This is a genomic window from Streptomyces sp. NPDC048479 (genome assembly GCF_040651435.1).
Classification (GTDB): Bacteria; Actinomycetota; Actinomycetes; order Streptomycetales; family Streptomycetaceae; genus Streptomyces.
This window is the reverse complement of the sequence record NZ_JBEZKA010000015.1, coordinates 180,367-204,228: the sequence shown is the minus strand read 5'-3', so window position 1 is coordinate 204,228 and position 23,862 is coordinate 180,367. Positions and strand designations below refer to the sequence as shown.

The 23,862-nt window shown below is 69.5% G+C and carries 22 protein-coding genes and 3 pseudogenes; 13 read left to right on the top strand and 12 right to left on the bottom strand.

The genetic code is table 11. The annotated features are described in order from the left end of the window. The first annotated feature begins 33 nt into the window (after positions 1 to 33). The 6 genes from AB0D12_RS23820 to AB0D12_RS23795 all read left to right on the top strand — a co-directional run bounded on the left by AB0D12_RS23820 (position 34) and on the right by AB0D12_RS23795 (position 8,605). Complete coding sequence (locus AB0D12_RS23820) at positions 34 to 591, top strand: 2Fe-2S iron-sulfur cluster-binding protein (protein WP_362686292.1); 558 nt, start codon at positions 34 to 36, stop codon at positions 589 to 591. Beyond that, positions 588 to 1,580, top strand: a complete 993-nt coding sequence (locus AB0D12_RS23815) for a xanthine dehydrogenase family protein subunit M (RefSeq protein ID WP_362686289.1) — start codon at positions 588 to 590, stop codon at positions 1,578 to 1,580. Before AB0D12_RS23820 ends, AB0D12_RS23815 begins: the two co-directional genes overlap by 4 nt. Beyond that, positions 1,577 to 3,748, top strand: a complete 2,172-nt coding sequence (locus tag AB0D12_RS23810; RefSeq protein ID WP_362686286.1) for a xanthine dehydrogenase family protein molybdopterin-binding subunit — start codon at positions 1,577 to 1,579, stop codon at positions 3,746 to 3,748. The genes AB0D12_RS23815 and AB0D12_RS23810 overlap by 4 nt, the downstream gene beginning before the upstream one ends. Continuing rightward, the gene (locus AB0D12_RS23805; protein WP_362686283.1) at positions 3,741 to 4,889 is read left to right on the top strand and encodes an XdhC/CoxI family protein; all 1,149 of its coding nucleotides are present in this window, start codon (positions 3,741 to 3,743) and stop codon (positions 4,887 to 4,889) included. The genes AB0D12_RS23810 and AB0D12_RS23805 overlap by 8 nt, the downstream gene beginning before the upstream one ends. A 713-nt stretch (positions 4,890 to 5,602) precedes the next feature. After that, the gene (locus AB0D12_RS23800) at positions 5,603 to 7,135 is read left to right on the top strand and encodes a SpoIIE family protein phosphatase (protein ID WP_362686280.1); all 1,533 of its coding nucleotides are present in this window, start codon (positions 5,603 to 5,605) and stop codon (positions 7,133 to 7,135) included. A gap of 867 nt (positions 7,136 to 8,002) precedes the next feature. Further along, the gene (locus tag AB0D12_RS23795) at positions 8,003 to 8,605 is read left to right on the top strand and encodes a serine hydrolase (RefSeq protein ID WP_362686277.1); all 603 of its coding nucleotides are present in this window, start codon (positions 8,003 to 8,005) and stop codon (positions 8,603 to 8,605) included. Here AB0D12_RS23795 and AB0D12_RS23790 read toward each other — a convergent pair. The 6 genes from AB0D12_RS23790 to AB0D12_RS23765 all read right to left on the bottom strand — a co-directional run bounded on the left by AB0D12_RS23790 (position 8,595) and on the right by AB0D12_RS23765 (position 11,804). Next, on the bottom strand, positions 8,595 to 8,798 hold the full coding sequence (locus AB0D12_RS23790; protein WP_362686275.1) for a hypothetical protein: 204 nt from the start codon (positions 8,796 to 8,798) through the stop codon (positions 8,595 to 8,597). The two genes, AB0D12_RS23795 and AB0D12_RS23790, sit on opposite strands and share 11 nt — an antisense overlap. A gap of 14 nt (positions 8,799 to 8,812) precedes the next feature. Continuing rightward, positions 8,813 to 9,373 carry a GNAT family protein gene (locus AB0D12_RS23785; protein ID WP_362686272.1) on the bottom strand — a complete coding sequence of 187 codons (561 nt, stop codon included), beginning with the start codon at positions 9,371 to 9,373 and terminating at the stop codon, positions 8,813 to 8,815. Positions 9,374 to 9,863: 490 nt separating this feature from the next. Then, positions 9,864 to 10,274 (bottom strand): PPOX class F420-dependent oxidoreductase, encoded by a 411-nt coding sequence (locus AB0D12_RS23780; RefSeq protein ID WP_362686269.1) that lies wholly within the window; start codon positions 10,272 to 10,274, stop codon positions 9,864 to 9,866. 192 nt (positions 10,275 to 10,466) lie between these two features. Then, positions 10,467 to 10,838 carry a peptidase inhibitor family I36 protein gene (locus AB0D12_RS23775; RefSeq protein WP_362686266.1) on the bottom strand — a complete coding sequence of 124 codons (372 nt, stop codon included), beginning with the start codon at positions 10,836 to 10,838 and terminating at the stop codon, positions 10,467 to 10,469. Continuing rightward, positions 10,835 to 11,371 carry a hypothetical protein gene (locus AB0D12_RS23770; protein ID WP_362686263.1) on the bottom strand — a complete coding sequence of 179 codons (537 nt, stop codon included), beginning with the start codon at positions 11,369 to 11,371 and terminating at the stop codon, positions 10,835 to 10,837. The genes AB0D12_RS23775 and AB0D12_RS23770 overlap by 4 nt, the downstream gene beginning before the upstream one ends. 7 nt (positions 11,372 to 11,378) lie before the next feature. Further along, positions 11,379 to 11,804 carry a hypothetical protein gene (locus tag AB0D12_RS23765; RefSeq protein WP_362686260.1) on the bottom strand — a complete coding sequence of 142 codons (426 nt, stop codon included), beginning with the start codon at positions 11,802 to 11,804 and terminating at the stop codon, positions 11,379 to 11,381. A 347-nt stretch (positions 11,805 to 12,151) separates the two neighbouring features. On the opposite strand from AB0D12_RS23765, the gene AB0D12_RS23760 reads away from it, so the two are divergent. Together AB0D12_RS23760 and AB0D12_RS23755 are read left to right on the top strand one after the other, a co-directional pair. Then, positions 12,152 to 12,658, top strand: coding sequence for a DinB family protein (locus AB0D12_RS23760; RefSeq protein WP_362686257.1), 507 nt, complete (start codon positions 12,152 to 12,154; stop codon positions 12,656 to 12,658). Positions 12,659 to 12,696: 38 nt separating this feature from the next. Beyond that, a pseudogene (locus AB0D12_RS23755) lies at positions 12,697 to 13,516 on the top strand (IS5 family transposase). 436 nt (positions 13,517 to 13,952) lie between these two features. On the opposite strand, the gene AB0D12_RS23750 reads toward AB0D12_RS23755, so the two are convergent. The 3 genes and pseudogenes from AB0D12_RS23750 to AB0D12_RS23740 form a co-directional block, all read right to left on the bottom strand. Continuing rightward, the gene (locus AB0D12_RS23750) at positions 13,953 to 14,675 is read right to left on the bottom strand and encodes an alpha/beta hydrolase (RefSeq protein WP_362686254.1); all 723 of its coding nucleotides are present in this window, start codon (positions 14,673 to 14,675) and stop codon (positions 13,953 to 13,955) included. A 276-nt stretch (positions 14,676 to 14,951) separates the two neighbouring features. After that, a pseudogene (locus AB0D12_RS23745) lies at positions 14,952 to 15,164 on the bottom strand (IS5/IS1182 family transposase); the annotation flags it as partial. A 993-nt stretch (positions 15,165 to 16,157) separates the two neighbouring features. After that, positions 16,158 to 16,862, bottom strand: a complete 705-nt coding sequence (locus tag AB0D12_RS23740) for a restriction endonuclease (protein ID WP_362686251.1) — start codon at positions 16,860 to 16,862, stop codon at positions 16,158 to 16,160. 250 nt (positions 16,863 to 17,112) lie between these two features. Between AB0D12_RS23740 and AB0D12_RS23735 the strand changes: the two genes are divergently transcribed. Then, on the top strand, positions 17,113 to 17,241 hold the full coding sequence (locus AB0D12_RS23735) for a hypothetical protein (protein WP_362686248.1): 129 nt from the start codon (positions 17,113 to 17,115) through the stop codon (positions 17,239 to 17,241). 135 nt (positions 17,242 to 17,376) lie between these two features. Here AB0D12_RS23735 and AB0D12_RS23730 read toward each other — a convergent pair. Both AB0D12_RS23730 and AB0D12_RS23725 read right to left on the bottom strand, forming a co-directional pair. Beyond that, positions 17,377 to 17,676: pseudogene (locus AB0D12_RS23730) on the bottom strand (MFS transporter); the annotation flags it as partial. A 456-nt stretch (positions 17,677 to 18,132) separates the two neighbouring features. After that, positions 18,133 to 18,363 carry a hypothetical protein gene (locus AB0D12_RS23725; RefSeq protein WP_362686245.1) on the bottom strand — a complete coding sequence of 77 codons (231 nt, stop codon included), beginning with the start codon at positions 18,361 to 18,363 and terminating at the stop codon, positions 18,133 to 18,135. A gap of 245 nt (positions 18,364 to 18,608) precedes the next feature. Between AB0D12_RS23725 and AB0D12_RS23720 the strand changes: the two genes are divergently transcribed. Then, positions 18,609 to 19,565, top strand: coding sequence for a hypothetical protein (locus AB0D12_RS23720; protein ID WP_362686242.1), 957 nt, complete (start codon positions 18,609 to 18,611; stop codon positions 19,563 to 19,565). A gap of 42 nt (positions 19,566 to 19,607) precedes the next feature. Further along, the gene (locus AB0D12_RS23715) at positions 19,608 to 19,847 is read left to right on the top strand and encodes a hypothetical protein (protein WP_362686239.1); all 240 of its coding nucleotides are present in this window, start codon (positions 19,608 to 19,610) and stop codon (positions 19,845 to 19,847) included. Here AB0D12_RS23715 and AB0D12_RS23710 read toward each other — a convergent pair. Beyond that, entirely contained in the window at positions 19,844 to 20,740 is an 897-nt protein-coding gene (locus AB0D12_RS23710; RefSeq protein WP_362686236.1) for a serine hydrolase, read from the bottom strand. The two genes, AB0D12_RS23715 and AB0D12_RS23710, sit on opposite strands and share 4 nt — an antisense overlap. A gap of 1,043 nt (positions 20,741 to 21,783) precedes the next feature. Here AB0D12_RS23710 and AB0D12_RS23705 point away from each other — a divergent pair. Together AB0D12_RS23705 and AB0D12_RS23700 are read left to right on the top strand one after the other, a co-directional pair. Then, the gene (locus AB0D12_RS23705; RefSeq protein ID WP_362686233.1) at positions 21,784 to 22,764 is read left to right on the top strand and encodes a hypothetical protein; all 981 of its coding nucleotides are present in this window, start codon (positions 21,784 to 21,786) and stop codon (positions 22,762 to 22,764) included. Between the two features lie 702 nt (positions 22,765 to 23,466). Beyond that, on the top strand, positions 23,467 to 23,796 hold the full coding sequence (locus AB0D12_RS23700) for a hypothetical protein (RefSeq protein WP_362686230.1): 330 nt from the start codon (positions 23,467 to 23,469) through the stop codon (positions 23,794 to 23,796). Positions 23,797 to 23,862: the final 66 nt, after the last annotated feature.

Here is a 23,862-nt window from a genome sequence, read left to right as displayed (position 1 = left end):
GACGCGCATCAGCAATGCGAAAGAAGGCTGATCATGGCCCCATCGACGTCCAGCGCCATCACCCTGAACATCAATGGCGAGAAGTACACGCTGCCCGTCGACCATCGCACCACCCTGCTCGACGCCCTGCGCGAGCATCTCGATCTGACCGGCACCAAGAAGGGCTGTGACCAGGGCCAATGCGGCGCCTGTACGGTGCTGATCGATGGGCGCCGCGCCGTTTCCTGCCTTCAGCTCGCGGTCGCGGCCGAGGGGCGCGCGATCACCACCATCGAAGGCGTGGCCGATGGCGAGCGGCTGCATCCGGTGCAGCAGGCCTTTCTCGATCTCGACGGCTATCAGTGCGGTTACTGCACACCGGGGCAGATCTGTTCGGCCATCGCCGTGATCGAGGAACACGCGGCGGGCTGGCCGAGCGCCGTGACCGACGATGTCCGGCCCGAAGCGGGAGTGCCTGCGCTCACCGCCGAAGAGATCCGCGAGCGGATGAGCGGCAACCTGTGCCGCTGTGGCGCCTATGTGTCGATCGTGCAGGCGGTCGCGCGAGCGGCAGAGGCCGCCGACGCCGAGGTCAAGGAGGCGGCGGCATGAGGGAATTCGGCTACGAACGCGCCTTCGACATCTCCGGAGCGGTCGCCCTGCTCGGCGCCGACCCCGACGCCCGCTTCCTCGGCGGCGGCACCAACCTCGTCGACCTGATGAAGGCCGGCGTGGAAAGGCCCTCGCTGCTCATCGACGTGACCGAACTACCTCTCGACGGAGTCGAGTTCACACAGGACGGTGGGCTGCGCATCGGCGCGACCGTCACCAACAGCGATCTCGCGGCCCACCCCGAAGTACGGCGTCGCTACCCGGCGTTGACGCAGGCCGTCCTGGCCGGGGCCTCGGGACAGCTGCGCAACATGGCCACGGTCGGCGGGAATCTGCTCCAACGGACACGCTGCGGCTACTTAACCGACCTCAGCAAACCGTGCAACAAGCGTGTCCCCGGCAGCGGTTGCCCCGCCCTCACGGGCGAGCACCACAACCACGCGATCCTCGGTGCCTCCGAGCACTGCGTCGCCACCCATCCCTCGGACATGGCGGTCGCGCTCGCCGCCTTCGACGCCGTCATCTCGTACGAAACGGCGGACGGGGCGGCCGAGTTGCCGATTGCCCAGTTCTATCGGCCCGTGGGCGACACCCCGCACATCGAGACCGCCCTTCCGCCCGGCGCGCTGATCACCGGCGTCACGCTGCCGCCGGCCCCGGTCGCCGCCCACTCGCGGTACCGGAAGGTGCGCGAACGCGCCTCGTACGCGTTCGCGATCGGCTCGATCGCCGCCGCGCTCGACGTCCAGGACGATGTCGTACGCGAAGTGCGCCTCGCGTTCGGGGCGGTCGCGTCCCGGCCGTGGCGGGCCCGTGCGGCCGAGCGGGTGCTGATCGGCGGCCCGGCGAGCGCGGAGGCGTTCGCCGCCGCGGCGGATGCCGAACTGGCGGCCGCCGAGGCGCTTCCCGAGAACGGATACAAGGTGACGCTGATACGCAACCTCGTCGTGGCCGTGCTGACCGAACTCACCGAGGAGGCGACCCGATGACGACGCCGACCACGACGACCAAAATCGCCGCCGTGACGGGAGCCGTCGGCTCCGCCCACGCCCGGGTGGAGGGCCGCGACAAGGTCACCGGGGCGGCCCGCTACGCCGGAGAGATACCCTTCGCCGAACTCGCCCACGGCTGGCTGGTGTTGTCGACCGTGGCCCGTGGCCGTATCCGCTCCGTGGCGGACGCCCCCGTCCTGGCCATGCCCGGCGTCCTCACCGTGCTGCACCACCAGAACGCGCCGCGCGTCGACACCGATTACGTAGGCATGCTGGGGCGGCCGAACCCGGTCCTCGGGATCTTCCAGCACGACCGGGTGCCCTTCGTGGGCTGGCCGGTGGCGTTGGTCGTGGCCGAGACGTCCGAGCAGGCCAGGGAAGCCGCCGAGGCGCTGGCGATCCGATACGACGAGGAGCCGCACGACGTCACGTTCTTCGCCGGACGTTCCGGTGCGTACACGCCGGAGAACAATCCGATGGTCCAGGCCGAGACGGAGAAGGGGGACGTAGAGGCCCAACTCGACGCTTCCGCCGTCGTCGTGGACGAGGAGTACACCACACCGGAGGAGCACCACAACGCGATGGAGCCGCATGCGGCGACGGCTCGCTGGGACGGCGGCCGGCTCGACGTCGTCGACTCCAACCAGGGCAGCACCTGGGTGGCGAGCGAACTCGCGCAGCTCTTCTCCCTCGATCCGGCCTCCGTACGGGTGCGGTCCGAACACGTCGGCGGCGGCTTCGGATCGAAGGGCCTGAGCCCGCACCAAGTGGCCGCCGTGATGGCCACGACCGTCCTCCATCGCCCGGTCCGCGTCGTACTGACCCGCCGTCAAATGTTCTCCCTCGTCGGCTTCCGCAGCCCCACGGCGCAGCGGATCAGGCTCGGCGCCGACGCCGACGGCCGGCTGCGCGCGCTCGACCACCAGGCGCAGAGTCTTACGTCGACCGTGCATGAATTCGTCGAGACGAGCGCCGCGATGGGCCGCGTGATGTACGACGCCGACGCGCATCACACCCTTCACCGGCTCGTACGGCTCGACGTGCCGACCCCGGCCTGGATGCGCGCACCGGGCGAGGCACCGGGATCCTTCGCCCTCGAATCCGCCCTCGACGAACTGGCCGAGAAGTGCGGCATGGACCCGATCGAGCTGCGCGCACGCAACGAACCCCAGACGGGTCCCGTGTCCGGGCTGCCGTTCAGCAGCCGCAATGTGCTCGCCTGCTTCGAGGAGGGCGCTCGCAGGTTCGGCTGGGCGGACCGGGACCCGCGTCCCGGGCTGCGCCGTGAGGGGCGCTGGCTGCTCGGGACCGGGACGGCGGCGGCCACCTACCCCTCAGGAGTCGGCCCGTCCACGGCGGCCGTGACCGCGGAGTCGGACGGAACCTTCACCGTGCGGATCAACGCGGCGGACATCGGGACCGGGGCACGGACCGCGATGACCTTGGTCGCCGCGGACGCGCTGGAGGTGGATCCGGACCGTATCCGTGTGCGCATCGCGGACAGCGACCTCGGCCCGGCGATGTTCGCCGGCGGCTCGATGGGCACCCGCTCCTGGGCGTGGGCGGTGACGGTCGCGGCGGACGAACTGCGGGAGCAACTGGCCGTGGGCGGCGGCATTCCGCCGGAGGGGATCACCGCCCGGTCGAACACCGCCGAGGCCATCGGCGCCCTCCCGCAGAAGGAACGGCACTCCTTCGGAGCACACTTCGCCGAGGCCGCGGTGGATGTCACCACCGGTGAGGTGCGCGTGCGACGGCTACTCGGCATCTACGCCGCGGGCACCATCGTCAACCCGCTCACCGCCCGCAGCCAGTTCATCGGCGGAATGACCTGGGGGCTGTCCATGGCCCTCCACGAGGAGGCGATCAGAGACCAGGCCTCCGGCGGCCACGTCGGCGCCGACCTCGCCGGCTATCACTTCGCCGCGCACGCCGACGTGCCGCTCATCGAGGCGGACTGGGTGGACGACCCCGCCCCGGACGACCCGGTAGGGATCAAGGGCATCGGCGAGATCGGCGTCGTGGGCGTCGCCGCCGCGATAGCCAACGCGGTGTGGCACGCGACCGGCGTACGCCACCGGGACCTGCCGATCCGTCCGGACCGCGTCCTGCGGGCGGCGGACGAAGCCCGGCGTCGGGCGGCGGAGGGAGCCCGGAGTGCTTGACATCGCGGAGGAGTTGAATCGCTGGTTCGAGGAGGGCCGGGACTTCGCCGTCGCCACCGTCGTGGCCGCCCGCGGCAGCGCGCCGCGCGGTCCCGGCGCCGCCCTGGCCGTCGACAGTCACGGCACCGCCATCGGTTCCGTCTCCGGCGGTTGCGTGGAAGGGGCGGTGTACGACCTCTGCGTCCAGGCGCTCCAGGACGGTCGGACAGTGCGCGAACGGTTCGGATACAGCGACGAGGACGCCTTCGCGGTGGGACTCACCTGCGGCGGCGTCATCGAAGTCCTGGTCACGGCGGTGCGCGCGGACGCGCCGGTGTTCCAGGCAGGGGTGGCGGCCGCGGACCGAGGAGAGGCAGCGGCACTCGCCCGGGTGGCTCGGGGCCCGGGCGAACTGCTCGGCAGGGCGCTGCTCGTCCACCCCGACGGATCGTACGAAGGCAGCCTCGACGGACAACCGGAACTGGATCGGACGGCGGCGGCGGAGGCCCGCGCGATGCTGGACACCGGCCGCACGGGCACCCTCGAGATCGCGGAGGACGGGTCGCGCTGCCCGGGCGGCGTGACGCTGTTCGTGGAGTCGAAGGTGCCGCCGCCCCGGATGATCGTCTTCGGCGCCGTGGACTTCGCGACGGCGCTCGTACGGGCGGGCAAGTTCCTCGGCTACCACGTGACCGTGTGCGACGCCCGGCCGGTCTTCTCCACCCGCGTCCGGTTCCCCGCTGCCGACGACGTCGTGGTCGACTGGCCGCACCGCTACCTCCGGCGCACCGCGACCGACGAACGAACCGTCCTGTGCGTGCTCACCCATGACGCCAAATTCGACGTTCCTCTGCTGGAGACGGCCCTGCGACTGCCAGTCGCGTTCGTCGGCGCGATGGGCTCTCGCCGCACCCACGAGGACCGCAACCGGCGCCTGCGCGAAGTCGGCGTCACCGACCGCGAGTTGGCCCGCCTACGCTCCCCGATCGGCCTCGACCTCGGCGCCCGCACCCCCGAGGAGACCGCCCTGTCCATCGCGGCGGAGATCGTCGCGGCGCGGCGGGGCGGGACGGGGGTTCCGCTGACCGGTTCGGGGACTCCCATTCACCATGACGTGGCCGGGAGGGAGGAGGGCGAGGCCCGCTCCCGAGCCGCGGCGTGACCCGGCTCGGCTGCAAGGCCATGAAGGCCGGGGCGTCGCCGTGCAGGACGACCGGGAGCCCGAAGGCGTCGCGGAGTCCGAGAAACCGTGGTCGGCCTCGCCCTGCTCAGGGCCGCTGAGGTCCACGTCATGGGTGGCCGAGAGGCAGCTCGGACCCCCTCGGGCGGTCAGGAACCCGGAGCCGAGTCCGCCGGCCAGCCACGCAGCATGGGCCGTGACTCGTCCTGGCCGCCGCGCAGCAGCTGCAGCCCGCTGTGGCAAATGCCGGGGCGTCTCGGCCCGACGGCGACGTACAGGATCGCGATGCAGCGCGGCCCAGCCGCGTGTGCGGCGGCGGCACCCGGGGCGGCGTCCTCAGGGCCACGCAGTCGGCCGCGGACACTCGCCGGCGGCGCCGCCTCCAGGAGTCCGAGACGGCCTGCGAGATCGCGGCAACGCTCGAGGAGCTTGTCACAGCTGAGTGGCGAGCACTCCATGCCAGAGCAGCCACGATGCTTCAGACGGCCGCAGCACCCTGCGGCGGCCGGAGGCCGCTACGCGGGGCCCTCTCGGGCAGCCGAGTCGCCGGCTGCCGGGCTCGCGACTGCCATAGCTGCGGGAGCAGCCCCTAGCGGAGACGATGGGGGGAGGCAGGGCCACGCAAGCCGAGCCGCGGGCTCGGGTAGCGCCCTGACACCGCTGGGTGGCGGCGTGTGCAGTGAGGAGAGCCCGGGATGTGTGCAGCCGAGTCCCTGCGGAGCGGTCCCGACACGGCGGGCGTCGCTCCGACCGCGTCTGGTGGCCTCCTCGATGTGCTGAGCGTGGCGGCCGTTCTCCTTGACGCCGAGGGCAGGATCGATCTCTGGAGCCCGCAGGCGGAGGACCTGTTCGGCTACAGCGCCGCGGAGGCCCTCGGCGAGTTCGCGGGCCGCCTGCTGATCGATGAGGAGCACCTGGAGGCGGTGCTGGAGCTGTTCGCCCAGGTCATGGAGGGTGGTGGCAGCTGGGCCGGAGCCTTCCCCGTCCGGCACAAGGACGGCAGCACGCGGCTGGTGGAGTTCCGCAACATGCGGCTGCTGGACGACCAGGGGGACTACTACGCCCTGGGTCTGGCCGCGGATCAGGCAACGCTACGGCAGGTCGAACGGGACCTGGCATTGTCCGCCCGACTGGTGTCGCAGTCGCCGATCGGACTGGGTGTACTGGACACTGACCTTCGGTACGTCTCGGTCAACCCGGCGGAGGAGCGGATGAACGGCGTGCCTGCCGCCGAGCATGTGGGCCGGCACGTCCATGAGGTGCTTCCCTTCTTGGACGAGTCCTTCGAAGCGACGATGCGCGCGGTTTTGGCTACTGGCACCCCGGTCGTGGACCAGTACACAGTCGGCCGCACCCCAGCCGACCCGGACAACGAGCATGCTTGGTCGATCTCTTTCCACCGGCTCGAAGCGCCCAACGGGAAGGTGCTGGGGGTGGTGACCTCCAGCGTGGACGTCACCGAGCGGCACCGTGCCGTCCAGGAACAACGCCGCACCGTGCTCACACTCCAGCGCAGCCTGCTACCCCGCTCGCCACCGCAGCGGCCGGGGCTGGCTGTCGCCTCCCGGTACCAGCCGGCCCTGGCGGCCAGCGAGATCGGCGGCGACTGGTTCGACGTCATTGCGCTCGGTGGCGACAAGACCGCCCTCGTTGTCGGTGATGTCATGGGCAGCGGCGTCAGCGCCGCCGCCAGCATGGGCCAGCTCCGCACCGCCACCCGCACCCTGGCCGGTCTCGACCTCGACCCCGCCCAGGTCCTCCAGCAACTCGACCACATCACCGAGGACCTGGAGCAGGACACGATCGCCACTTGCGTCTACGCCGTCTACGACCCGCACAGCGCGCAGTGCCGCATCTCCCTCGCCGGCCACCTGCCCCCAGCTCTCCTCCGCCTTGACGGAATGCACGAACTACTCAAGCTGCCCACCGGAACCCCGCTGGGTGTCGGCGACGTCGACTTCCGCACCACCACACTGGCCCTGCATCCGGGCGATCAGCTCGTCCTGTACACCGATGGGCTGGTCGAGAGGCGCGACCAGCCCATCGACGCATGCCTGGACACCCTGCTCGCCCTCCTGGATGACCCCCATCGCTCCTTGGACGCAACCTGCGAGCTGCTCCTGCACACCCTGCGCCACCCCGGCGACCACGACGACGTCGCGCTGCTCATCGCCCGAGTCCTACCCTCCGTGCTCAGCCGCGATGGCACACACCCGCCCGTGGCCTGAGAACGCCAAGCGAGCGTGCTTGCCCCAAGACCGGCAGCACGTGCGGCAAGTTCCACAGCGGCTGACCCCTTCCAGCCCTGTGCAGTCCCCAGGATCGCGCCACCGCGCTCGATCAACTCGTCGTCACCAGCGCGGACGGTGAACGTCTTCCCGTCCGCACCCGCAACCGCCACGACCCGCGCCGAACGGCCCAAGCAGCGGCAACACCTGCCCCACCTGCAGAACAGCCCTCACCCTGCACGACATAGCGGCGCGGGGGCAGAGGGCCGGGCAGAGATAGGCCTTCGTTTCGCCCCGAAGGTCGTCAGGTGGAGGGCCGCGGTGAGCGCGTTGCGCCTTTGGGAGGAGACCGCGCCGGGATGCGGCGCGCCTCACCCCGGAAAAGACTATGGGCAGATTTTCCGTTTTAGTTGCCGCCCGCTTGTGCGATTGAGGTTCCCAATGAATCCGATTGGTGCTGCCTGTTCGTCCCAGGGGATAAAACAGGAGCCTGTCCCGCCCGCCCCGGGCAGACATGGCGAGGCCTGCGCGGGCCGGGGGCTGATACAGCGGTCGCTGGCATGCTCAGCTGCGGGCATACTGCTCACCAGCTGCTTCGCTGCCGGTCAGAACGCAGCCGGTGACCGGGGTGGACGCCCCACGGCGCAGCACCGGACGCCGGTGACGTCGGGGAACGGAAAGCCGGCCAAAGCGCCGCCAAGCAGCCCCGGCACACGGGCACCGGCCCCGACGGATGTGAACAGTGTGCTCGCCCGCTCTCTCGAACCGGTCCGAACGCGGAGCGGCGCTCAGGTATCGGTCGCTGTTCTGGAGCCCAGGAACGGTCGGCGGGCGGTGTACGGCTCACAAGGGCACGTCACCGCGAGCGTGGTGAAGGTGGATATTCTGGCGACCCTGCTGCTGCGTGCCCAGCGCGAGAGACGGCCGCTCACCCGGTGGGAGGCATCGACCGCCGCTTCGATGATCCAGAGCAGCGACAATGCCTCCGCCAATGCCCTGTGGCAGCGTATCGGCGGCGGCAAAGGACTCACTGAGGCCAACAGGACCCTGGGGTTGACCTCCACCCAAGCGGGGCCGGGCCCCCAGTGGGGCCTCACCCAGACCACCGCGGCAGACCAGCTGGTCCTGCTGTCCGCCGTGTTTGACGACCATTCACCGCTGAATCGAGCCTCACGCGACCTGATCCAGTCCCTCATGGGCGAGATCGACGCCGACCAGGACTGGGGGGTGTCTGCGGCAGGCAGCCGTTGGCAACTCAAGAACGGCTGGCTGCCGCGCCCCCACTCCCAACGCTGGGCAATCAACAGCGTGGGGCGGGTCAAGGCACACGGGAGCACGTTCTACCTCGTGATCCTCTCTCACGGCAGCCCGAGCATGTCCCAGGGCATCTCCGCCGTGGAGCAGGCAGCACAGTCAGCCGTACATGTCCTTTGCAGCACTCCCCCTCCTGTGTCCCCGATCATCCGCTGACCTCTGCCCTGCCGGCCCGAGGCCACATCCCCTGCTTGTGGAGAAGGAGGACCTGGTGGGCGATCAACTGCCGTCCGCCCAGCGGCTTCTTGCCGTTGGAGCGAACAGAGATGATCTCGTCCCACTGGCACGAGTAGTTGCCTATGAGGCGGTGTTCGCGACGCTCGACGAGCTTGACTCCCCTGCACCCCACATTGCGTCAGGAGCTCAAGACGCCCGCTTGCCCGCCCGCCACTCCGGTGCAAGCACCGACCAGACCTCCTCGTCGTGCCGCTTCCCCCGGTACAGGTAGCTCTCCCGCAGCACGCCGTCTTTCGTCATCCCGAGCCGCCTCGCCACGGCGATGCTGGCCTCGTTCGCCGCCGAGACCCACCACTCCACGCGGTGGATGCCCCGCTCCTCGACGGCCCAATCGATGATCACGCGCGCGGCCCGGGTCACCAGCCCCTTGCCCACCGCCGACGGCTCCAGCCAGCAGCCCGCCTCGGCGGTGCCCTGCTCGACGTCCATCCTCCGGAAGAGGACCGCGCCGACCAGCTTGCCGTCCGTCCAGATGCCGCAGAGCCGCCCGGCGTCGGCTGCGGCCTTCTCCGCGTACGCCTGGAGGAACGCCCGGCTCGACTCCAGGTCCGTTACGACGTCGGGTAGCGCGTTGTGCTGACCGATGAACTCCCGCCCTCGGTCCACGTGGGTCAGGAACTCCTCGGCCTGCCACGGTTCGAGCGGGCGCAGCTCGGCCCCGTCGTCGTCCAGGGATATCGCGTACATCGTCACCTTCCACGCTCGGAACCAGCACACGGCGCGAAGGGATCTTCTCACGGGCGGCGTCACGGGCGACTGCGACGACGTGGCACTCCGGCGGTCCGATGCCCTGGCCGGTCCAAGGGCCGAAAGCCGGTCGCGCTTCGGCAGCAGCGGCTCGAACCCCTCCCACAGCTCGTCCGGCACGATCCACGGCGGCGTACCCACGGTCCAGCAACGCACAATTCGCCACCCAGAGGCAGCCGTCAAGGCCGCAGCCACCTCACTGTGTTAGCACCTCCTCCTGCGAGGGCACGGCTCATCTGCCAGCCATGGCCCAGTGGATCATTGCCCGGGACCGCTGAGGCAGGGCTTCGTAGTCACGTGCCAGGCGACTCTGACCGCGGGCCGCTCTCGACAGGTGCGTGACGCCAACGGCGCCCGACGCGCGATGTGTTCGGCCGACGACCGGGTGAGCGGGAGTCCTCCGTACGAGGGGCCCAGTGTTGGATCGGTTTCAGTGCTGTGGTGGATGTTCGAAGGGGAGGTCCTGGAAGACCACGCGCTCGGGCTCGATGAGTGACACGATCGCTCTACGCACAGGGAAGTCGCTGCCGACGTAGCGATTACTCATCCGGTCCATGATCGCGATCGCCTCCTCGCCCTCAATCTCTGCGGCCACCCGGCCGCGAATCACCGCGCTGCGGTACGGGTTGTGTTCGTCGCATACTGAAATTCCAACCCGGCCGTCCCGACGCAGGTTTCTGAGCTTGACATTCTCCTGCGCGGAGAAGATCGCCAGGCGATCGTCCTCGACGGCGATCCACACCGGCGAGACGTGGGGCGCGCCGTCAGGCATCAACGTCGCGACGTGGGCCATGTTTCGGCCGGTGAGCAGCTTGCGTACCTCTGGGGAAAGTTCAGCCACCTCTCCGAGCCTACCGATCACCGCCATTCCGCGGCCGGTGACACACCCGAGCGAAGCAGTCACATGATCGGCCTGACAAGTTCCAGTAGGGCTTTGTCAGGTGGATCATGCCGCGGGCCGCAGCGCCCAGCGCGTGCTTCTGCGGCGTTGTTGTCGGTCGCCGCAGCCGCGGCATGATCCACCGGATGCGCTTCAGCAGCTGACGGACCAAGTGTGGGAGCCGCCCTGGTCGTTCGCGCCCGAGTCGTATCCGACCTCCTGCCCGGGAGCCAGGCAGAGGGTTACACGTCCCAGCAGCTCGCGGCCCTCGTACACCTTGATGTGGTCGGGGACGTTCGGCCCGGAGATCCCGTGGTTCGCCCACGAGGAGTCGTGCTTGAACATGTCGCCCTCCCACCAGTGGTCGTCGCCGCCGTGCTCAATCTTCAGGCCCTCGAAGTTCGCGTCCGTCCAGACGCAGAAGTAGCCACTGCGGCAGGGCGCTGCCTGGGCGGTGGCCGAGGTGCCCAGAACAGCGCCGGCGGACATCAAGGTGGCTGCGAGGAGAACGGTGAAGCGTTTCATGATGGCGGGTCTCCCGTGGGTCGGTGGTTGTCGAGCAGGGCTGTGGCTCCGGTGAGGGCGTGTGCGCGCAGCCGCCGCCAGTCGGCGAGCTCGACGCGGTGCCGGGCGCGGACCTCGGCGAGGCTGCGCTGTGTGTGGGCCGCTTCGGGCTTGAGGTTGTTGACGATCACCGACACCCTGAACCAGGCGCGCTGATCGCCGTAGAGCCGTCGCTGAGCTGCGGCCAGGCAGCCATCGGTGTGTGCGCGTACGACGTAGCCGGTGGGCAGGGCAATGGACAGCTCTGCCCGGCCCCCGCCGAAAAGCGCGGCGGCGACCCGCTGTTGCTCGTAGGCCGGCGGCGGGCTCTGTCCGGGGCGAGGCGGGGTGAGGCCCTGGCGGGTGAGGCAAGCGTCCGTGAGGCGCTGGGTGGCGGTCTTGATCACCTCGTCCGGGACGGGGTGGGGCGCCGGGGCCGTGCAGCTCGTCAGAAGGCAGCCGGTCAGGAGCAGGGGGGCAGTCAGCAGCCCGGCGACCGGCGTACGAAAGCTCATCTGCGGATCAGCCCTGCTCACACCCCATGGTGGTGTCACTCACGCCGTCGAACTTCGTCGCCCAGGCGGTCCAGTTGTTGTCATAGTCGTCCGGGCGGATCTCCCGGTAGAGGCAGCCGCCTCCGGGTTGGTAGCTGATCGCGTAAACGCTGACGGAGGCATGGGAGTCGAAGGAGTAGGCGTGCCGCATTACCCGGGGGTCGGCCTCGCGGTAGCCGGGCGGGGTATAGGCCCAGGCTCCTCCCGAACCCATCTGGTTGGGCTCGGGCCAGAAGTACACCTGTCCCGGCGGTACGGCCTGGGCGTTCGGCGTAGCCTGGGCAGCGGGCACAAGAGCGGCGGCGAGGACAGTGGCGAACGCGGCTGAGGCAGTGACGAGTTGACGCATGCGGGTGGGGCCCCCGAGTGTGGTGATCGATCCGAACGTGGTCACACTCCCCACCATTTGCGCGTCTATGCGCTTTACCCCCCGTAAGGGTGACTAAGCCCTGTACGGCGGATCATGCCGGGGTCACGGGACCTGGCACGCCGCTTCCACGCACGGCTGTGCTCGCGCGGGGGCGTCCCCATCGCGTCGACGCCCTGCGGACTTCAACCAGACGCCCGGTCCCATGGCGCCCGCTTACCTGCGCCGAATCGCTGTAGCGACCACCGAAACAAGGCGCTGGGCGGAGCGGGGTGGGCCACTCGGGACCGTCTCCACGGCCCTCACGCCCGAGGCGGGGGGCATCGTCCGCAAACACTTCGACATCGTTCGCGTGATCGGGGATGCTTCGCGCGATGACCAGAATCGACGACACGCCTCCCGCGTGGGACGAGCGCACTCAGCTCACCACGTTCCTCGACTACACACGTGACACCGCCCGCGCCAAGTGCCAGGGCGTCTCCGCAGAGAACGCACGCAAGGCGCTCCTGCCGGGCTCACCGCTGATGACCATGAGCGGAGTGATCAACCACCTCCGCTGGGTCGAGTACTACTGGTTCCAGGTGGTCTTCCTCGGCGAGGAAGACCAAGGCCCCTGGACCGAGGAGGACCCCGACCGCGAAATGCGTATCGCCGTCGACTTCCCAGTCACGCAGTTGCTCGACGAATACGCCGAACAGAGCGCCCGCTACCGCGAACTGGTCGCCGGGAGCGGCCTGAACGACCAGGCCAAGCGAGCCGTCCGCAACGGCCTCCACGTCGACCTGCGCTGGATCCTCCTTCACCTCACCGAGGAGACAGCCCGCCACAACGGCCACCTGGACATCCTGCGCGAGATGCTCGACGGCACGACCGGCGACTAAGACGCTGTCCTATGTGGTGAGGCGTCGTTGGCCTCGGTATGGGGCGGGGTACATGGAGTTGGTTTGTTCCGGACGGGTTGTGGGAGATCGCGGAGCCGCTGATCCCGCCGTCGAGGGTGCGGCCGCAGGGCGGTGGGACGCAGGACATACCTGATGAGACGTTGCTCTCCACGATCATCTACGTCCTGGTCAGCGGGTGTGCCTGGCGGGCGTTACCACCGTGCTTCGGGATATCGAAGTCGACGGCCCATCGCAGGTTCCTGATCTGGTCGAGGGCTGGAGTCTGGGGCCGGCTCCACGAGGAGATCCTGCACCGGCTCGACGATGCGGGCCTCCTCGATCTCTCCCGAGCGGTCCTCGACTCCGCCCACGTCCGCGCTATAAAGGGGGCGAACTCACAGGTCCGAGCCCCGTGGATCGAGGCAAGCCAGGCTCCAAGATGCATGTCCCGTCCGACGCGAACGGGCTGCCCCTCGTTGTCGGAGTCTCGGCCGCCAACACCCACGACAGCCAGGCATTGAAGCCCATGGTGCTCGGTCACCAATCGAGACACGACCCCCACCGTGGGCGTCACTTCAAGCCCCAGCGTCTGTATGCCGACAAGGCATACGACATACCTGAGCTGCGAAGGTGGCTACGAGGCAAGCGCATCGGCGTCCGTGTCGCCCGCAAGGGAATCGAGTCCTCCGAGCGACTCGGGCGACGCAGGTGGGTGATCGAGCGGACCATGTCCTGGTTCACCGGATACCGCCGACTCAACCACCGCTACGAGCGCCACCCCCGCAACTATCTGGCCCTTCTCGGTCTCGCCGCCACCCTCTGCTGCTACAAAAACGGCTTCTCCGCCTCGCCACATAGGGCACGGTCTCAAGACCAAGGACGACTTCTTCGTCGCCGCGTACCGGGCCGCCACCGAGGTCCTGTTCACCGAGGTCAGCCGGATCACCGAGCCCAGCGACGGCCCCCGCGGGATGCTGAACGCCGCGATGCGTACCTACTGCCGACTGCTGGCCGCCAACCCCGGCCCGGCCGGACGCTGGTGGTCGAGTCGGTCGCCTGCCCGGCGATCCGCAAGGTACGGGTCGAGTGCCTCACGGCATGGTCCCAGCTGATGGCGGCGCTGGTGGCCGAGCGCCGCCCCGACCGGCCGGTACCGCCGATGGCCGGTACCGCCGCGATCGGGGCGGTTGTGCATCTGCCGGCCACCGCCATCGAGGAGGGCCGGGACCTGTCCTCGATGACGGCATCCTGGCCGACACCGCCTACCGTCTGCTGCCCGCCAGACGGCCCGGCCTCACTTCAGGTGTCGGTCCAAGAACCGGCACCCGTTCTCCAGCTCGAACCACGGGGTGCCGGTGTGCCCTCCCAGATTGGCGTGCAGCGTCTTCTCCTTGCTGCCGAAGGCGTCGAACAGGTCCAGGGCCCGTTGCCGGGGATTCCCTTCGTCGTCCCACTGCAGCAAGAACAGCAGCGGAATGGTGACCTGCCGGGCCTCCTCGCGCTGGGCACGGGGCACGTACCCCCCGGCGAAGAAGCCTGCGGCCGCGATGCGCGGCTCGACCACCGCCAGCCGAATGCCGAGGGCGGTCCACCCCCCGGAGTACCCGACCGGGCCGCCGATCTCGGGCAGCTCAAGGAGGGCGTCCAGAGTGGTCTGCCATTCCGGGACCGCGTTTTCGACCAGCGGGCCGATGAAGGACTCGAAGATCTCGTCGACCGGCTCGCCGGCCTGCATCGCCCGCCGGAGGTCGGCACGGGCCTGCTCGTCGGCGGCGGAACGGGGACGGTCACCGCACCCGGCGGCGTCGATGGTGGCCACCGCGTAGCCGCGCGCCGCGGTGTACCGGGCCCGGGCCACCAGCCGGGGTTCCGCCTTGGGCAGGCCGTTGTTGTGGGCCATCAGGACCAGCGGGGCCGGTGCGGATCCAGGCGTCCACAGGGTGCCGGGGATCTCGCCGAGGGTGAATTCGCGCTCGAGGACGCCGTCGTCGAGGCGCTGTTCAGAAGTGAATTGCACGGTCGTGCCTTTCGGGAGGGCTCTGGAACGGCGCTCCCGGACGACCTATCGCCCGACCGTGACCCCGGAGGGGAGCACCCATGTCGATACTGCGTTCACGGGTACCACCTCCTCGTTCTCTCGCACGGCCTCCGGGAGATTAGCAACGGTCGCCGTGGTCCGCCAACGGGTTTTTGCGGAGGCTCCGTGGCCGGATGCCGCCTCACCACATAGGACACGGTCTAAGACGCTGTCCGGCGGAGATCATGGGCGGAGCCAGAGTCGGGTTGAGGCGAGGTCGGGCCGGGTGCGCGGATGCCCGCCGCCGAGGCGGGCGACGCGGATGCGTTCTATGACCGGGATGAGCTGCGGAGCGTCGCCCCACTGGCCCGGCGTGATCAGCGGGGCCAGTGGGCGGCGTCCGCCTTCACCGGCGAGATGGATCTTGCAAGTCAGGCCGGCCTGGGAGCGTCCCAGCCCCTCGTCGGGGCGGTGCTGCCGGGGCGTACGCGGCGACGGCGATGGTGCCGCGGAAGACGCGGGGCCGCCCCCCACTCTCGCTGGACACCTCCGACGCTGCTGGGACGCCGCAGCGGCGGGTACGGACTCGCTGAGCCCTTCGATGACCCGTCGGCCGGCGAGCACCGCCGCCCTGGACGCGACCTCCCAGCCGGGCTGGTCCAGACAGCTCTTCCACTGGGCCCACCGAGGCGGGCCGCCGCGTGCCACTGCTGAGTCCGGTAGATCTTCCCCAGCAGCTCCAGCAGCTCCGCCGTACACGGCACCTCAGGAGCCCCGACCGGTTCCAGGAGGAAGGGGACGGTCGGGTCCGTCGCCTCACCGACGACGAACCCCCAGCGCGCAGACGCAGTCGCCCAGTTCGTCGATAGCCCTCCGGGCCACCTCCTCTCTGGCTCCGGAAGGCATCTCGAACGACGGCCCTGCCAGCCGCGGTTGAGCCGTCGCCGGATGGAAATGCTTCCCCACTTTCGCGACGGACGTGCCCCGCGCCGCCGTAGAGCAGATGACCGGCCCCTCCGCCCGACTCACCAACCGAGGTGTATCCATGGCTCTGCTCCCCTCCCCCGTCGGCGCCGCCGCCTGCGGTCATGGCGGCGTGCCGTCATCGGCGTGACAGTCCTGGCCGCCGGCAACACGGCCGCCCTGCCGGCCGACGCCGCCGTCCCGGCCTCCGGCGCCGTCGGCGTTCGGTTTCCTGGCCGCTGCCGAATCGGCGACGGGGCCTCGGGCGACTGCTCCACCCCCACCCGTTCCGTTTGATCGGAGCGTAACGGCGTTGCCGGCTCCTGGCCCGGGCTATTGGCCAAGCACGAGCCGGTGGGGTCGCGCGGTCCCGACCCATCGGACAGTGCCTCGTTCGGCCCCATCGGTGACGGAGTCCATGAGCACCGACGGGCCGCCCGTCTCCCAGGTGCCGCACTCATCCAACCCGGTTGTGGGGTCGGCGAGGACGGACTCGGCTGCAGCTACATGCGGGCTCGCTCATTTCCCGTAGGTCCGCTTCCACCGCGTCCGGTGGCTGGAGTCCCCCTGGCCGCCACCGTTGACGCTGAGCAGAGATGACAGGGAAGCGCCGTTGTTCCAGAGGCCGAGGTGATCGCGATGCACGGCCAAGATGTCGTGCTCCGCGGCGAACGCCTCCGAGGGGCGGCTGAAGCGGGTGGTCGTCACGAAGACAGCCACGTCCGCCTTGAAGTGCACCTTGGCGCCCAGAAGGTCCCGGAGCTCGCGGCTGGCGATCGCGCTGCTCGGCGCGTATCGCTTGCACTGCACGACGATGGTCCGCCCGTCCGGTAAGCGGCCCCTGACATCAGCACCGTTGTCGCCGGAGCCGCCGACACGCCGGACTTCGGTGCAGCCGTCCCTGCGGCACAGACCGGCGACCAGCTCTTCGAACTCGGTTCCTGACATCACGTCCACCTCGGCGAGCGTGCGGTGACCTGCCTGTACCGCATCGTCCTGCCGCCAGTTCCGGTCGCGGCTCCGCAGCAGCCGGTCCGTACGCCACAGCCACCATGCGAGGGAACCCAGACTGCCGACGACGACGGCCGCGACAACGTACGGCCAGATCGCCGACCAGAACACCACTAGCAGTACCACCAGCAGCCCACCGGCTACGAGCGCCGCCTTCCGTAACGCCTCGCGCCGCCTCCGCGCCGCGGAGCGACGTCCCCGCCGAGCAGCCAACCGAGTCCCCCTCCGCCGTCCCTGCAGAGCAGTGTGGACAGGAGAGGAGGCACTCGGAAGAGCACGCATTGGCCACGGCTCAATTCCGGTGGTGCACGGGCAGAATGCCTACCCGTTATTCGCCTTGTCGTACGTGAAGATCCTGACGTCGTACTTGGCGGTCCGGAGCCCAGCTCCCACTGCAGACCGCACTGGCGGTGAAGCTGGTCGCCTTGTCCGTGCACCTGCGGGCGCGTGCACGCACCTCATCGTGCCCCATGTCCGCGGTCTCGCCAGCGTCCTGCCGCGCCCGGTACTGCGCCAGGGCGAGGGCGTCCTCGAGGCCGGCGAGCACCTGGGGGTCTATCAGCACGGCGGCGGGGCTGCCCGTAATCGATGACGGTGATGCGCGCACCGGCATGCGAGGCCCGGCGGACCAGCGACGCGAACCGGGCGGGTTGTGACCGCGCTTTCGTGAAACCTCAACCTGAGAGCGCATCGCGGGCCGCGCACTGCCGTACCGGTCAGCGACGGATCAGTGAGACGCTGCCGGAGCGGGGGCGCCCGGCGCGCTGCCGCCTTTTGCCTGCCGCGCGGACAGAGGAGTGGCAATGGCTTCGAGGGACTTGCGCTCGGCAGCCACGGCGAAGAAAACAGCCACCAGACCGGCCAGGACCATCAGCGAAGCACCGACGCAGAACGCGAGCACGGCGTCGCCCACGACCCCGCTCTCCGTCAGATCGGCGAACAGCAGCGGCCCCGAGATGCCGCCCGCCGCCGTGCCGATGGCGTAGAAGAACGCGATCGACATGGCGCGGGTCTCCATGGGGAAGACGAAATACCGCGCGTGATCGTCGAGTGGGTGCGACTACTGCGTGTTCGTCGTCGGCGCGGCAAGTGGTTCCCAGCAGGTCCTGCTCGGGGTCTGCGTCGCGCCCGGTAAGGCAGCGTGGAAGGGCAGATCCGCGTGATGACGTGAGCGCACCCAATGCCCGCCGGCTCATTCCACTCCGGCGGGCCGGCCTGGAGAAGTCGCAACTCCAGGCTGTCGAGCTCCAGTCGCTCGGCGCGTACGAGCGTGAGCGCGTACGCGACGTCCCGATGGTGCGGCTTCGTCGCGAGGTCAGGACGAACTCAGCGACAGCGCGCAGGTGCTGGGGCATCTCCGACAGCCGCCCATCACCGCGATGGCGCACCCCGAACTGCGCCACGAGGTCCGATCGATGACGCAGTGGCGGCGCTCGCCCAGGAACAGACGGCAGTCCGGCGGCGAGGAAGAGCCTCGTGCGGTTCACGAAATCCCGTCGGCTGCCTCCCGGTCCTGTTGGCCGGCCAGCTCGCCTTGCACGAACGGGTCACTCGCAGGGTCGTAGGGCCCGTCGTGGTCCGCCAGGGTTTCCACGATGCGCTGCCATTCCTCTTCCTCGGATTCCCTCCGCTCACGCTGCTGGTCCGCTGCGGAGCCCTCTTCCAGAGAGTGCTGCATGGCTCGGAGCGCGGCCTTGGCCTCGTGGTGTGTCATCCCAGTGGCCTGTTCACGAACGGAAGACCACGCGGCTCTGGCCGAAGGGATGGGCTCGTCCATGTCTGATGGGTCCCGTTCGGGGAGGACACGGGAGCGAGAAGGCTTGGTCATGTTGTTCCCAGCGTTGTCGAGTTGCGGAGTGCAGGTCTGTCCGGAGACTGGCGAAGGTGTACGTAGTGGCTGTTGTCCGCTGACTCGGGTCGCTATTCCTACGGGGAGGGACCGGCGACGCCGTACTGCAGTTGAAGGTGTCATTCCGCGCCTGGCCGTGCTCTTCGCCGGGCCGAGTATGGCTCTTCAGCGCTGGATACGTCAGGAGCCATGGGAGCGCGAGCCGACGCCGCGCGCCCATCAAGCTCGCGTTTGGCAGCCGCCGTGGAGGGCGCGATCTTTGCTGGTGTACGCAGTGCTGTCGACCGGTCGAGAGCTACGCCGTACACCGAGCGACCGGTGACTGGCCCGGGGATGGCAGCGGTGGCCGCTCGGTACGGGGCAGCGTCGTCCTCAGGGGCGCCCGGTTCCACAACCCCTCCGACTCGGGTCTCGCGCTCAACGCGGCCCGTCTGCGCGTCGGCGTCGACCTCGACCTCCGGGGCGGCCTCGTCGCGTACGGCACGATCGACCTCTGCGACGCCCGCGTCGGCGGTTCCGTTCTCCTTGAGGGGGCCGACCTCACAGCCCACGACAGTCAGCCCGCCTTGCGCGGCAACGGAATCGAGACCGGCGGCGTGCTCAATCTGTGCGACGGATTCACGGCGCACGGCAGGATCTCCCTCAACAGTGTCACGGTCCGCAGCCGCCTCTGCTTCGACGACGCCGCCCTCGACGTACCCGCCGGCGGTACGGCGCTGTCCTGCCGCGGATCGTCCGCGGCCACGCTGTCGCTGCACACCCGTGAGGCATCGGCCGGCATCATCGATCTGCGGCAGAGCAGATTCGGGATGCTGCGCGACGATCCCGCCGCCTGGCCCGCCGGACTTGTCCTCGACGGAGCCGTCTACGACAGCGTCCAGCCTGCCCTTCCGGCCCGCACCCGTCTGCCCTGGCTCGGCCGCGACCCTGCCGGCTTCGTCCCCCAGCCCTACGAACAGCTCGCCGCCACTTGCCAACGTCAGGGCCAGGACGCCGAGGCCCGCACCGTACTCGTCGCAAAGCACCGCAGCATGCGCCCCACGCTGACGCCGCCGGCCCGGCTGTGAAGTCTCCTCCAGGACGCGACGGTCGGCTACGGCTACCGCCCCATGCGTGCAGTGGTGCTCCTGCTGGGCTTCCTGACCCTGGGAACGGCACTGTTCACTGCATGGCCCCCGACGGTGGTGGGGGACGGCAAGGCACCGCACTTCCAGGCGGCCATCTACACCCTCGACCTGCTCCAGGCTCGAGTCGTGGCGGCGGTCACAGAGAACCTGTCGGGTGGCGGCGTACTACCTCGGCGAGCAGATGCGAGCAGCGCCCTGTCCGCTTGCCGCTCCGGAGCCTAGGAGGCCGTCGGGACCGTCGGCGGGGTCAGGTCGCGGTTGATGATGCGGGCAGCGCCTTCGATGGTGGCGATGCCGTCGTGCATCGAGCGGTTGCCGTGGGAGAGCACGACGATCCCGTACTCGTGACCTCCGCCGGTGAACGCGCCGATGCTGTGCACCCGCCATCCCTTGGTCGCACGCGGCAGCCAGCCGTTCTTCAGATGCACCGTCGCCGAGCCCGGTGCCCCGGCCGACACCCCCCACCGCTGGTCGGGGACGACTCGGTTCATCAGGCCGAGGGCGTAGGCGCGTGTGTTCCGGTCGAGGACCGAGTTGTCCGAGGTGAGCAGTCGCAGCAGTTTGAGCTCGTCACTGGCGGTGATCTGGGTGCGCCCCCAATAACCCTTCGGCCCCGCAACGGTGTCCCGCATTCCCGCCAGGGTCAGGAAGTGCTGGATGCCCTTGGGGCCGATCTGTCGCCACAGAGCGGACGTCGCGTCGTTGTCCGACTTGGTGATCATGGCGGTGGTCAGGTCCACCTCGTGCGGTGTGAGGCTGCGGTGCTCCTCCATGGCCAGCCGCAACAGGGCTCCGAGCACCGTGACTTTGACCACACTTGCCGAATCGAATGTCGCGTCGGCTTTGTACGTGCAGGAGGTTGCCGTGGGCCGGTCGTAGAGCGCGAGCGCGGAGGCGCCCTGGCGCCCGTGGAGTGCGTCGGCGATGTCCTTCGACAGTCGGCCCGCCAGCCCCGGCAGCCGCGAAGTGCACGTGACCTGCGCGCCGCCGACCGTTGCGCTGGAGGTGCTCGCCTCGGCCGGGGCGGCCGTCGCGAGCGCAGCCAGCGTTGTCCCGGCAACCAGGGCTTTGGCCAGGCCGCGCCGCGCGCGGCGCGGTATATGCGTTCCGAGCATGAAAATTCCGTCCCGCTCCGTGTCTGCGATCACGTCGGCAGCCCGCCCGCGATCGGTTTTGCGAGTTCGACGCCCTGCAAGTGCCGACGGGCTTTGGCCGCTGTCTCGTCGCAGGACGTGGACGCCACCCCGCGAGACCGGCGCGGCAGAGCGCAGACCGGGACGCGATGCAGGAGCCCCGGGCTGGTTCACCGGCGGGCAGCCTGACGAGCGTCCCGGTCCCCGAACACCGGTGACCTTACAGGGGCGGGAACGAGAGCAACGCGAAGAAGGTACGGAATTGTCCGTTCTGCACCTTTTGCTCGTGTGTGATGCTTGTCAACCTACTTCGTGTGGCCGGGCTTCGGGCTTCTCCCTCTCTGACCTCGCACGGCTTCAGGGGCTACGCGGCACGCGCCGCTGCCCTCCTCACCGCCCTGGGTCGCTCTGAATCCCGGCCGACCTCCAACGTCCTCGGGGGATATCAACGCGATCCGCACCAGAGCCGAAGGCTCCGGGAGCAAGCCTGACGCGGACGCCGAACCGGCCGCCGCCCGCCGGCCTCAGGACCACCCTGCCCGGGCCTCGACCACTACCCGGTTTGGGCTCCCTCGGGCGAGGTCCTGACAACCGCGGCCGATCTCATCGGCTGCAACTGGCCTGCCGAAGAACGCGACTTCGAGGAACACCGTGAGTCGACAGTCGCCCGAGGGCTTCCATCGCCATGCGCGCGAAGGTGTGCTCGGCCCGGGCACGAACCCGCCTCGCGCTGAATCGGGCTTGCGCGAGCAAGCCGAAACGCCGCAGACAGCAATTGAGGGGCCGCACCGCAGGTGCGGCCCCTCTCACTGTCTGACACACCCCGCGCTGCACAGCGCCGCCGCCACGGCTACCACTCATCAATGGTCCTTGGCTCTGTCGGCGAAAGACGCGCCGAGCCGTGCGCGTCGGCAGCGCGCTCGGGAGGCGGCCGGCCGATGCGGCCATGCCGTGCCGGGCACTTCTGCTCACAACCGCACACTCGTATGGTGAGCCGTCACTTGTGTCCGGCCAGAGGGGAACTGATGGTGCGTAGGATCAGGCTCATCCGACACGCCGCAGCGTTCGCGGCAGCCCTGCTGCTCTCCGCCGGGCTCGCCCCGGCAGCCTCCGCCGACGGCCCCCCGGCCGGGCCGAGTCCGGTCGCCGTCCAGCTCAACACCTACTGGACCCAGGCCCGGATGGCGGGCGCACTGCCCGGCGACACCGGCAAGGGCTCCGAGACCGGGCTGACCACCCCAGCCGCCTCCCCCACGGTGGACGGGCCTCGGCCGGGCGAGCACATCCCGCCCAGCAAGAGCTTCGACGGGATCCCCCAGGCCGGCACCTTCTTCTGGACCGACGCCACCGGCACCGGGCGCACCTGCAGCGGCTCTGTGGTGCGAAGCCCCGGCCACGACCTGGTGCTCAGCGCCGGGCACTGCCTGAAGGGCTACTCCGGCACTTCCCCCAAGCGCAACCTGGGCTTCGTGCCGCAGTACCACGACGGCCTCAAGCCCTTCGGCATCTTCCCGATCAGGAACAACGGCGTCTACGTCCCGCAGCAGTACTACGACCGGGGCGAGCACGCCGGGGCCGAGTACGACTTCGCCTTCGCGGTCACCGAGCCCAACCAGGACGGGACACGGCTCCAGGACGCGGTCGGTGGGGTGCGGCTGCTCACCGGGACGGGGTACTACCACGCCCCGGTGCGGATGATCGGGTATCCGGCGAGGGGGCAGAAGCCGCTGGAGTGCTGGAGCTGGACAACCAAGTGGGCCAGCGATGACCCGGCCGACCCGGGCACTTTCCCACGCATCGCCTGCGACGCCTTCGTGGGCGGGACCAGCGGCGGGCCGATGCTGGTGCCGTGGCCGGGCGGCTGGGCGGTGATCGGGGTCATCGGCGGCTACCACACCGGCGGCAACACGGCCCAGGTCTCCTACAGCTCCTACTTCGGCGCCGCGACTCAGGCCCTCTACCGCGCCGCGATCGCCGGCGACCCGCCCGCAGGCCCGAGTTTCTGAGCCCCAGCAGCAGAGCCTCATGTCCGCAGCACAGCCCTGCAGCCGCGGCGGCGAGCAGCGACTCAACCTGATCGGCGGTTGCCGACGGACGTGACTGATGATGCGGTCACCGTCTTTTTCGCGGCCGAACGCCGCGACGAGCGAGACGCCACCAGATCCCTCGGCTTATCCGTGCGGGGCCGGGAGCCTCCGGCCGCCGGCAGGCCAGCAGGCCAGCAAGGGGCCGGCGCTGGTCCTCGGCCTCGGCATCGCCCGCGTGAAGTACACCCTGGCCCTCCTCGCATCCATGAATACGCTTGTGTCAGATGCTCGCTCCGGCCCAGAGATGGCGCCGTAACGGCGAAGCCGACTGGTCGCCGACGCATCGGCGGCCACGTTCCCGGGGAGCCCTGCCCCGCCCCCTCACCGCTGCCGCCGGGCGAGGAGCGGCCGAATGGATGAACCAGGCATTTTTGATGTGTTTGGTAATTGACGCTACATCACACAATGGCAATTCTGAAACGCACTCAAGAATCCATTTGTATGAGGGGAGGAAGAATGCTTTCCGTTTCAAAGTGGGGTGTGGTGGCGACAACGGCGGTCTCGCTGGCAGCTCTCGCGGGTTCTGCCTCTGCATTCCATGACCCGTACTCTCTGGACAGGGTCATGGGAAGAGGGCGCACAGAGGCCATCCGACTGACGTCGACGAGTACGGGAACCACGGTGGTCGACAACGGTTCATCCGGACCCGGGATCGGCGATCAGATCATCATCAGCGCGAACCTCTTCCGCAACGGTGCCGGCTATGGCACCGAGGGGGCGGTGTGCACTCGAGTGGCAACAGACACCACTCTCTGCTCGGGCACCTTCAGCCTTCCCCGTGGGCAGGTGTCATGGCAACACCTGAAGACCACCCCCATCGGCACCCCGCCCAGCGACTTCGACGTCGCCATCACCGGCGGCACCGGTGCGTACGCCACTGTCCGCGGCTACGCTCACATCGCCCGCACCGCTGAGTCGGGCGGCGCCTTCACCCTCCATCTCCTGCACTGACCCCTCTCGCCGCAGCACGCCCAGGGCTGAGCTTGTTCCTTGACCCCGTGCGGTTGTGAGCTCTGG

What these genes read in the sequence shown, in the direction of transcription:
- AB0D12_RS23820 (WP_362686292.1), top strand. Translation starts at nt 34, where the DNA reads ATGGCCCCATCGACGTCCAGCGCCATCACCCTGAACATCAATGGCGAG.
- AB0D12_RS23815 (WP_362686289.1), top strand. Translation starts at nt 588, where the DNA reads ATGAGGGAATTCGGCTACGAACGCGCCTTCGACATCTCCGGAGCGGTC.
- AB0D12_RS23810 (WP_362686286.1), top strand. Translation starts at nt 1,577, where the DNA reads ATGACGACGCCGACCACGACGACCAAAATCGCCGCCGTGACGGGAGCC.
- AB0D12_RS23800 (WP_362686280.1), top strand. Translation starts at nt 5,603, where the DNA reads ATGTGTGCAGCCGAGTCCCTGCGGAGCGGTCCCGACACGGCGGGCGTC.
- AB0D12_RS23785 (WP_362686272.1), bottom strand. Translation starts at nt 9,373, where the DNA reads ATGTACGCGATATCCCTGGACGACGACGGGGCCGAGCTGCGCCCGCTC.
- AB0D12_RS23775 (WP_362686266.1), bottom strand. Translation starts at nt 10,838, where the DNA reads ATGAAACGCTTCACCGTTCTCCTCGCAGCCACCTTGATGTCCGCCGGC.
- AB0D12_RS23770 (WP_362686263.1), bottom strand. Translation starts at nt 11,371, where the DNA reads ATGAGCTTTCGTACGCCGGTCGCCGGGCTGCTGACTGCCCCCCTGCTC.
- AB0D12_RS23760 (WP_362686257.1), top strand. Translation starts at nt 12,152, where the DNA reads ATGACCAGAATCGACGACACGCCTCCCGCGTGGGACGAGCGCACTCAG.
- AB0D12_RS23725 (WP_362686245.1), bottom strand. Translation starts at nt 18,363, where the DNA reads ATGACACACCACGAGGCCAAGGCCGCGCTCCGAGCCATGCAGCACTCT.
- AB0D12_RS23715 (WP_362686239.1), top strand. Translation starts at nt 19,608, where the DNA reads ATGCGTGCAGTGGTGCTCCTGCTGGGCTTCCTGACCCTGGGAACGGCA.
- AB0D12_RS23710 (WP_362686236.1), bottom strand. Translation starts at nt 20,740, where the DNA reads ATGCTCGGAACGCATATACCGCGCCGCGCGCGGCGCGGCCTGGCCAAA.
- AB0D12_RS23705 (WP_362686233.1), top strand. Translation starts at nt 21,784, where the DNA reads ATGGTGCGTAGGATCAGGCTCATCCGACACGCCGCAGCGTTCGCGGCA.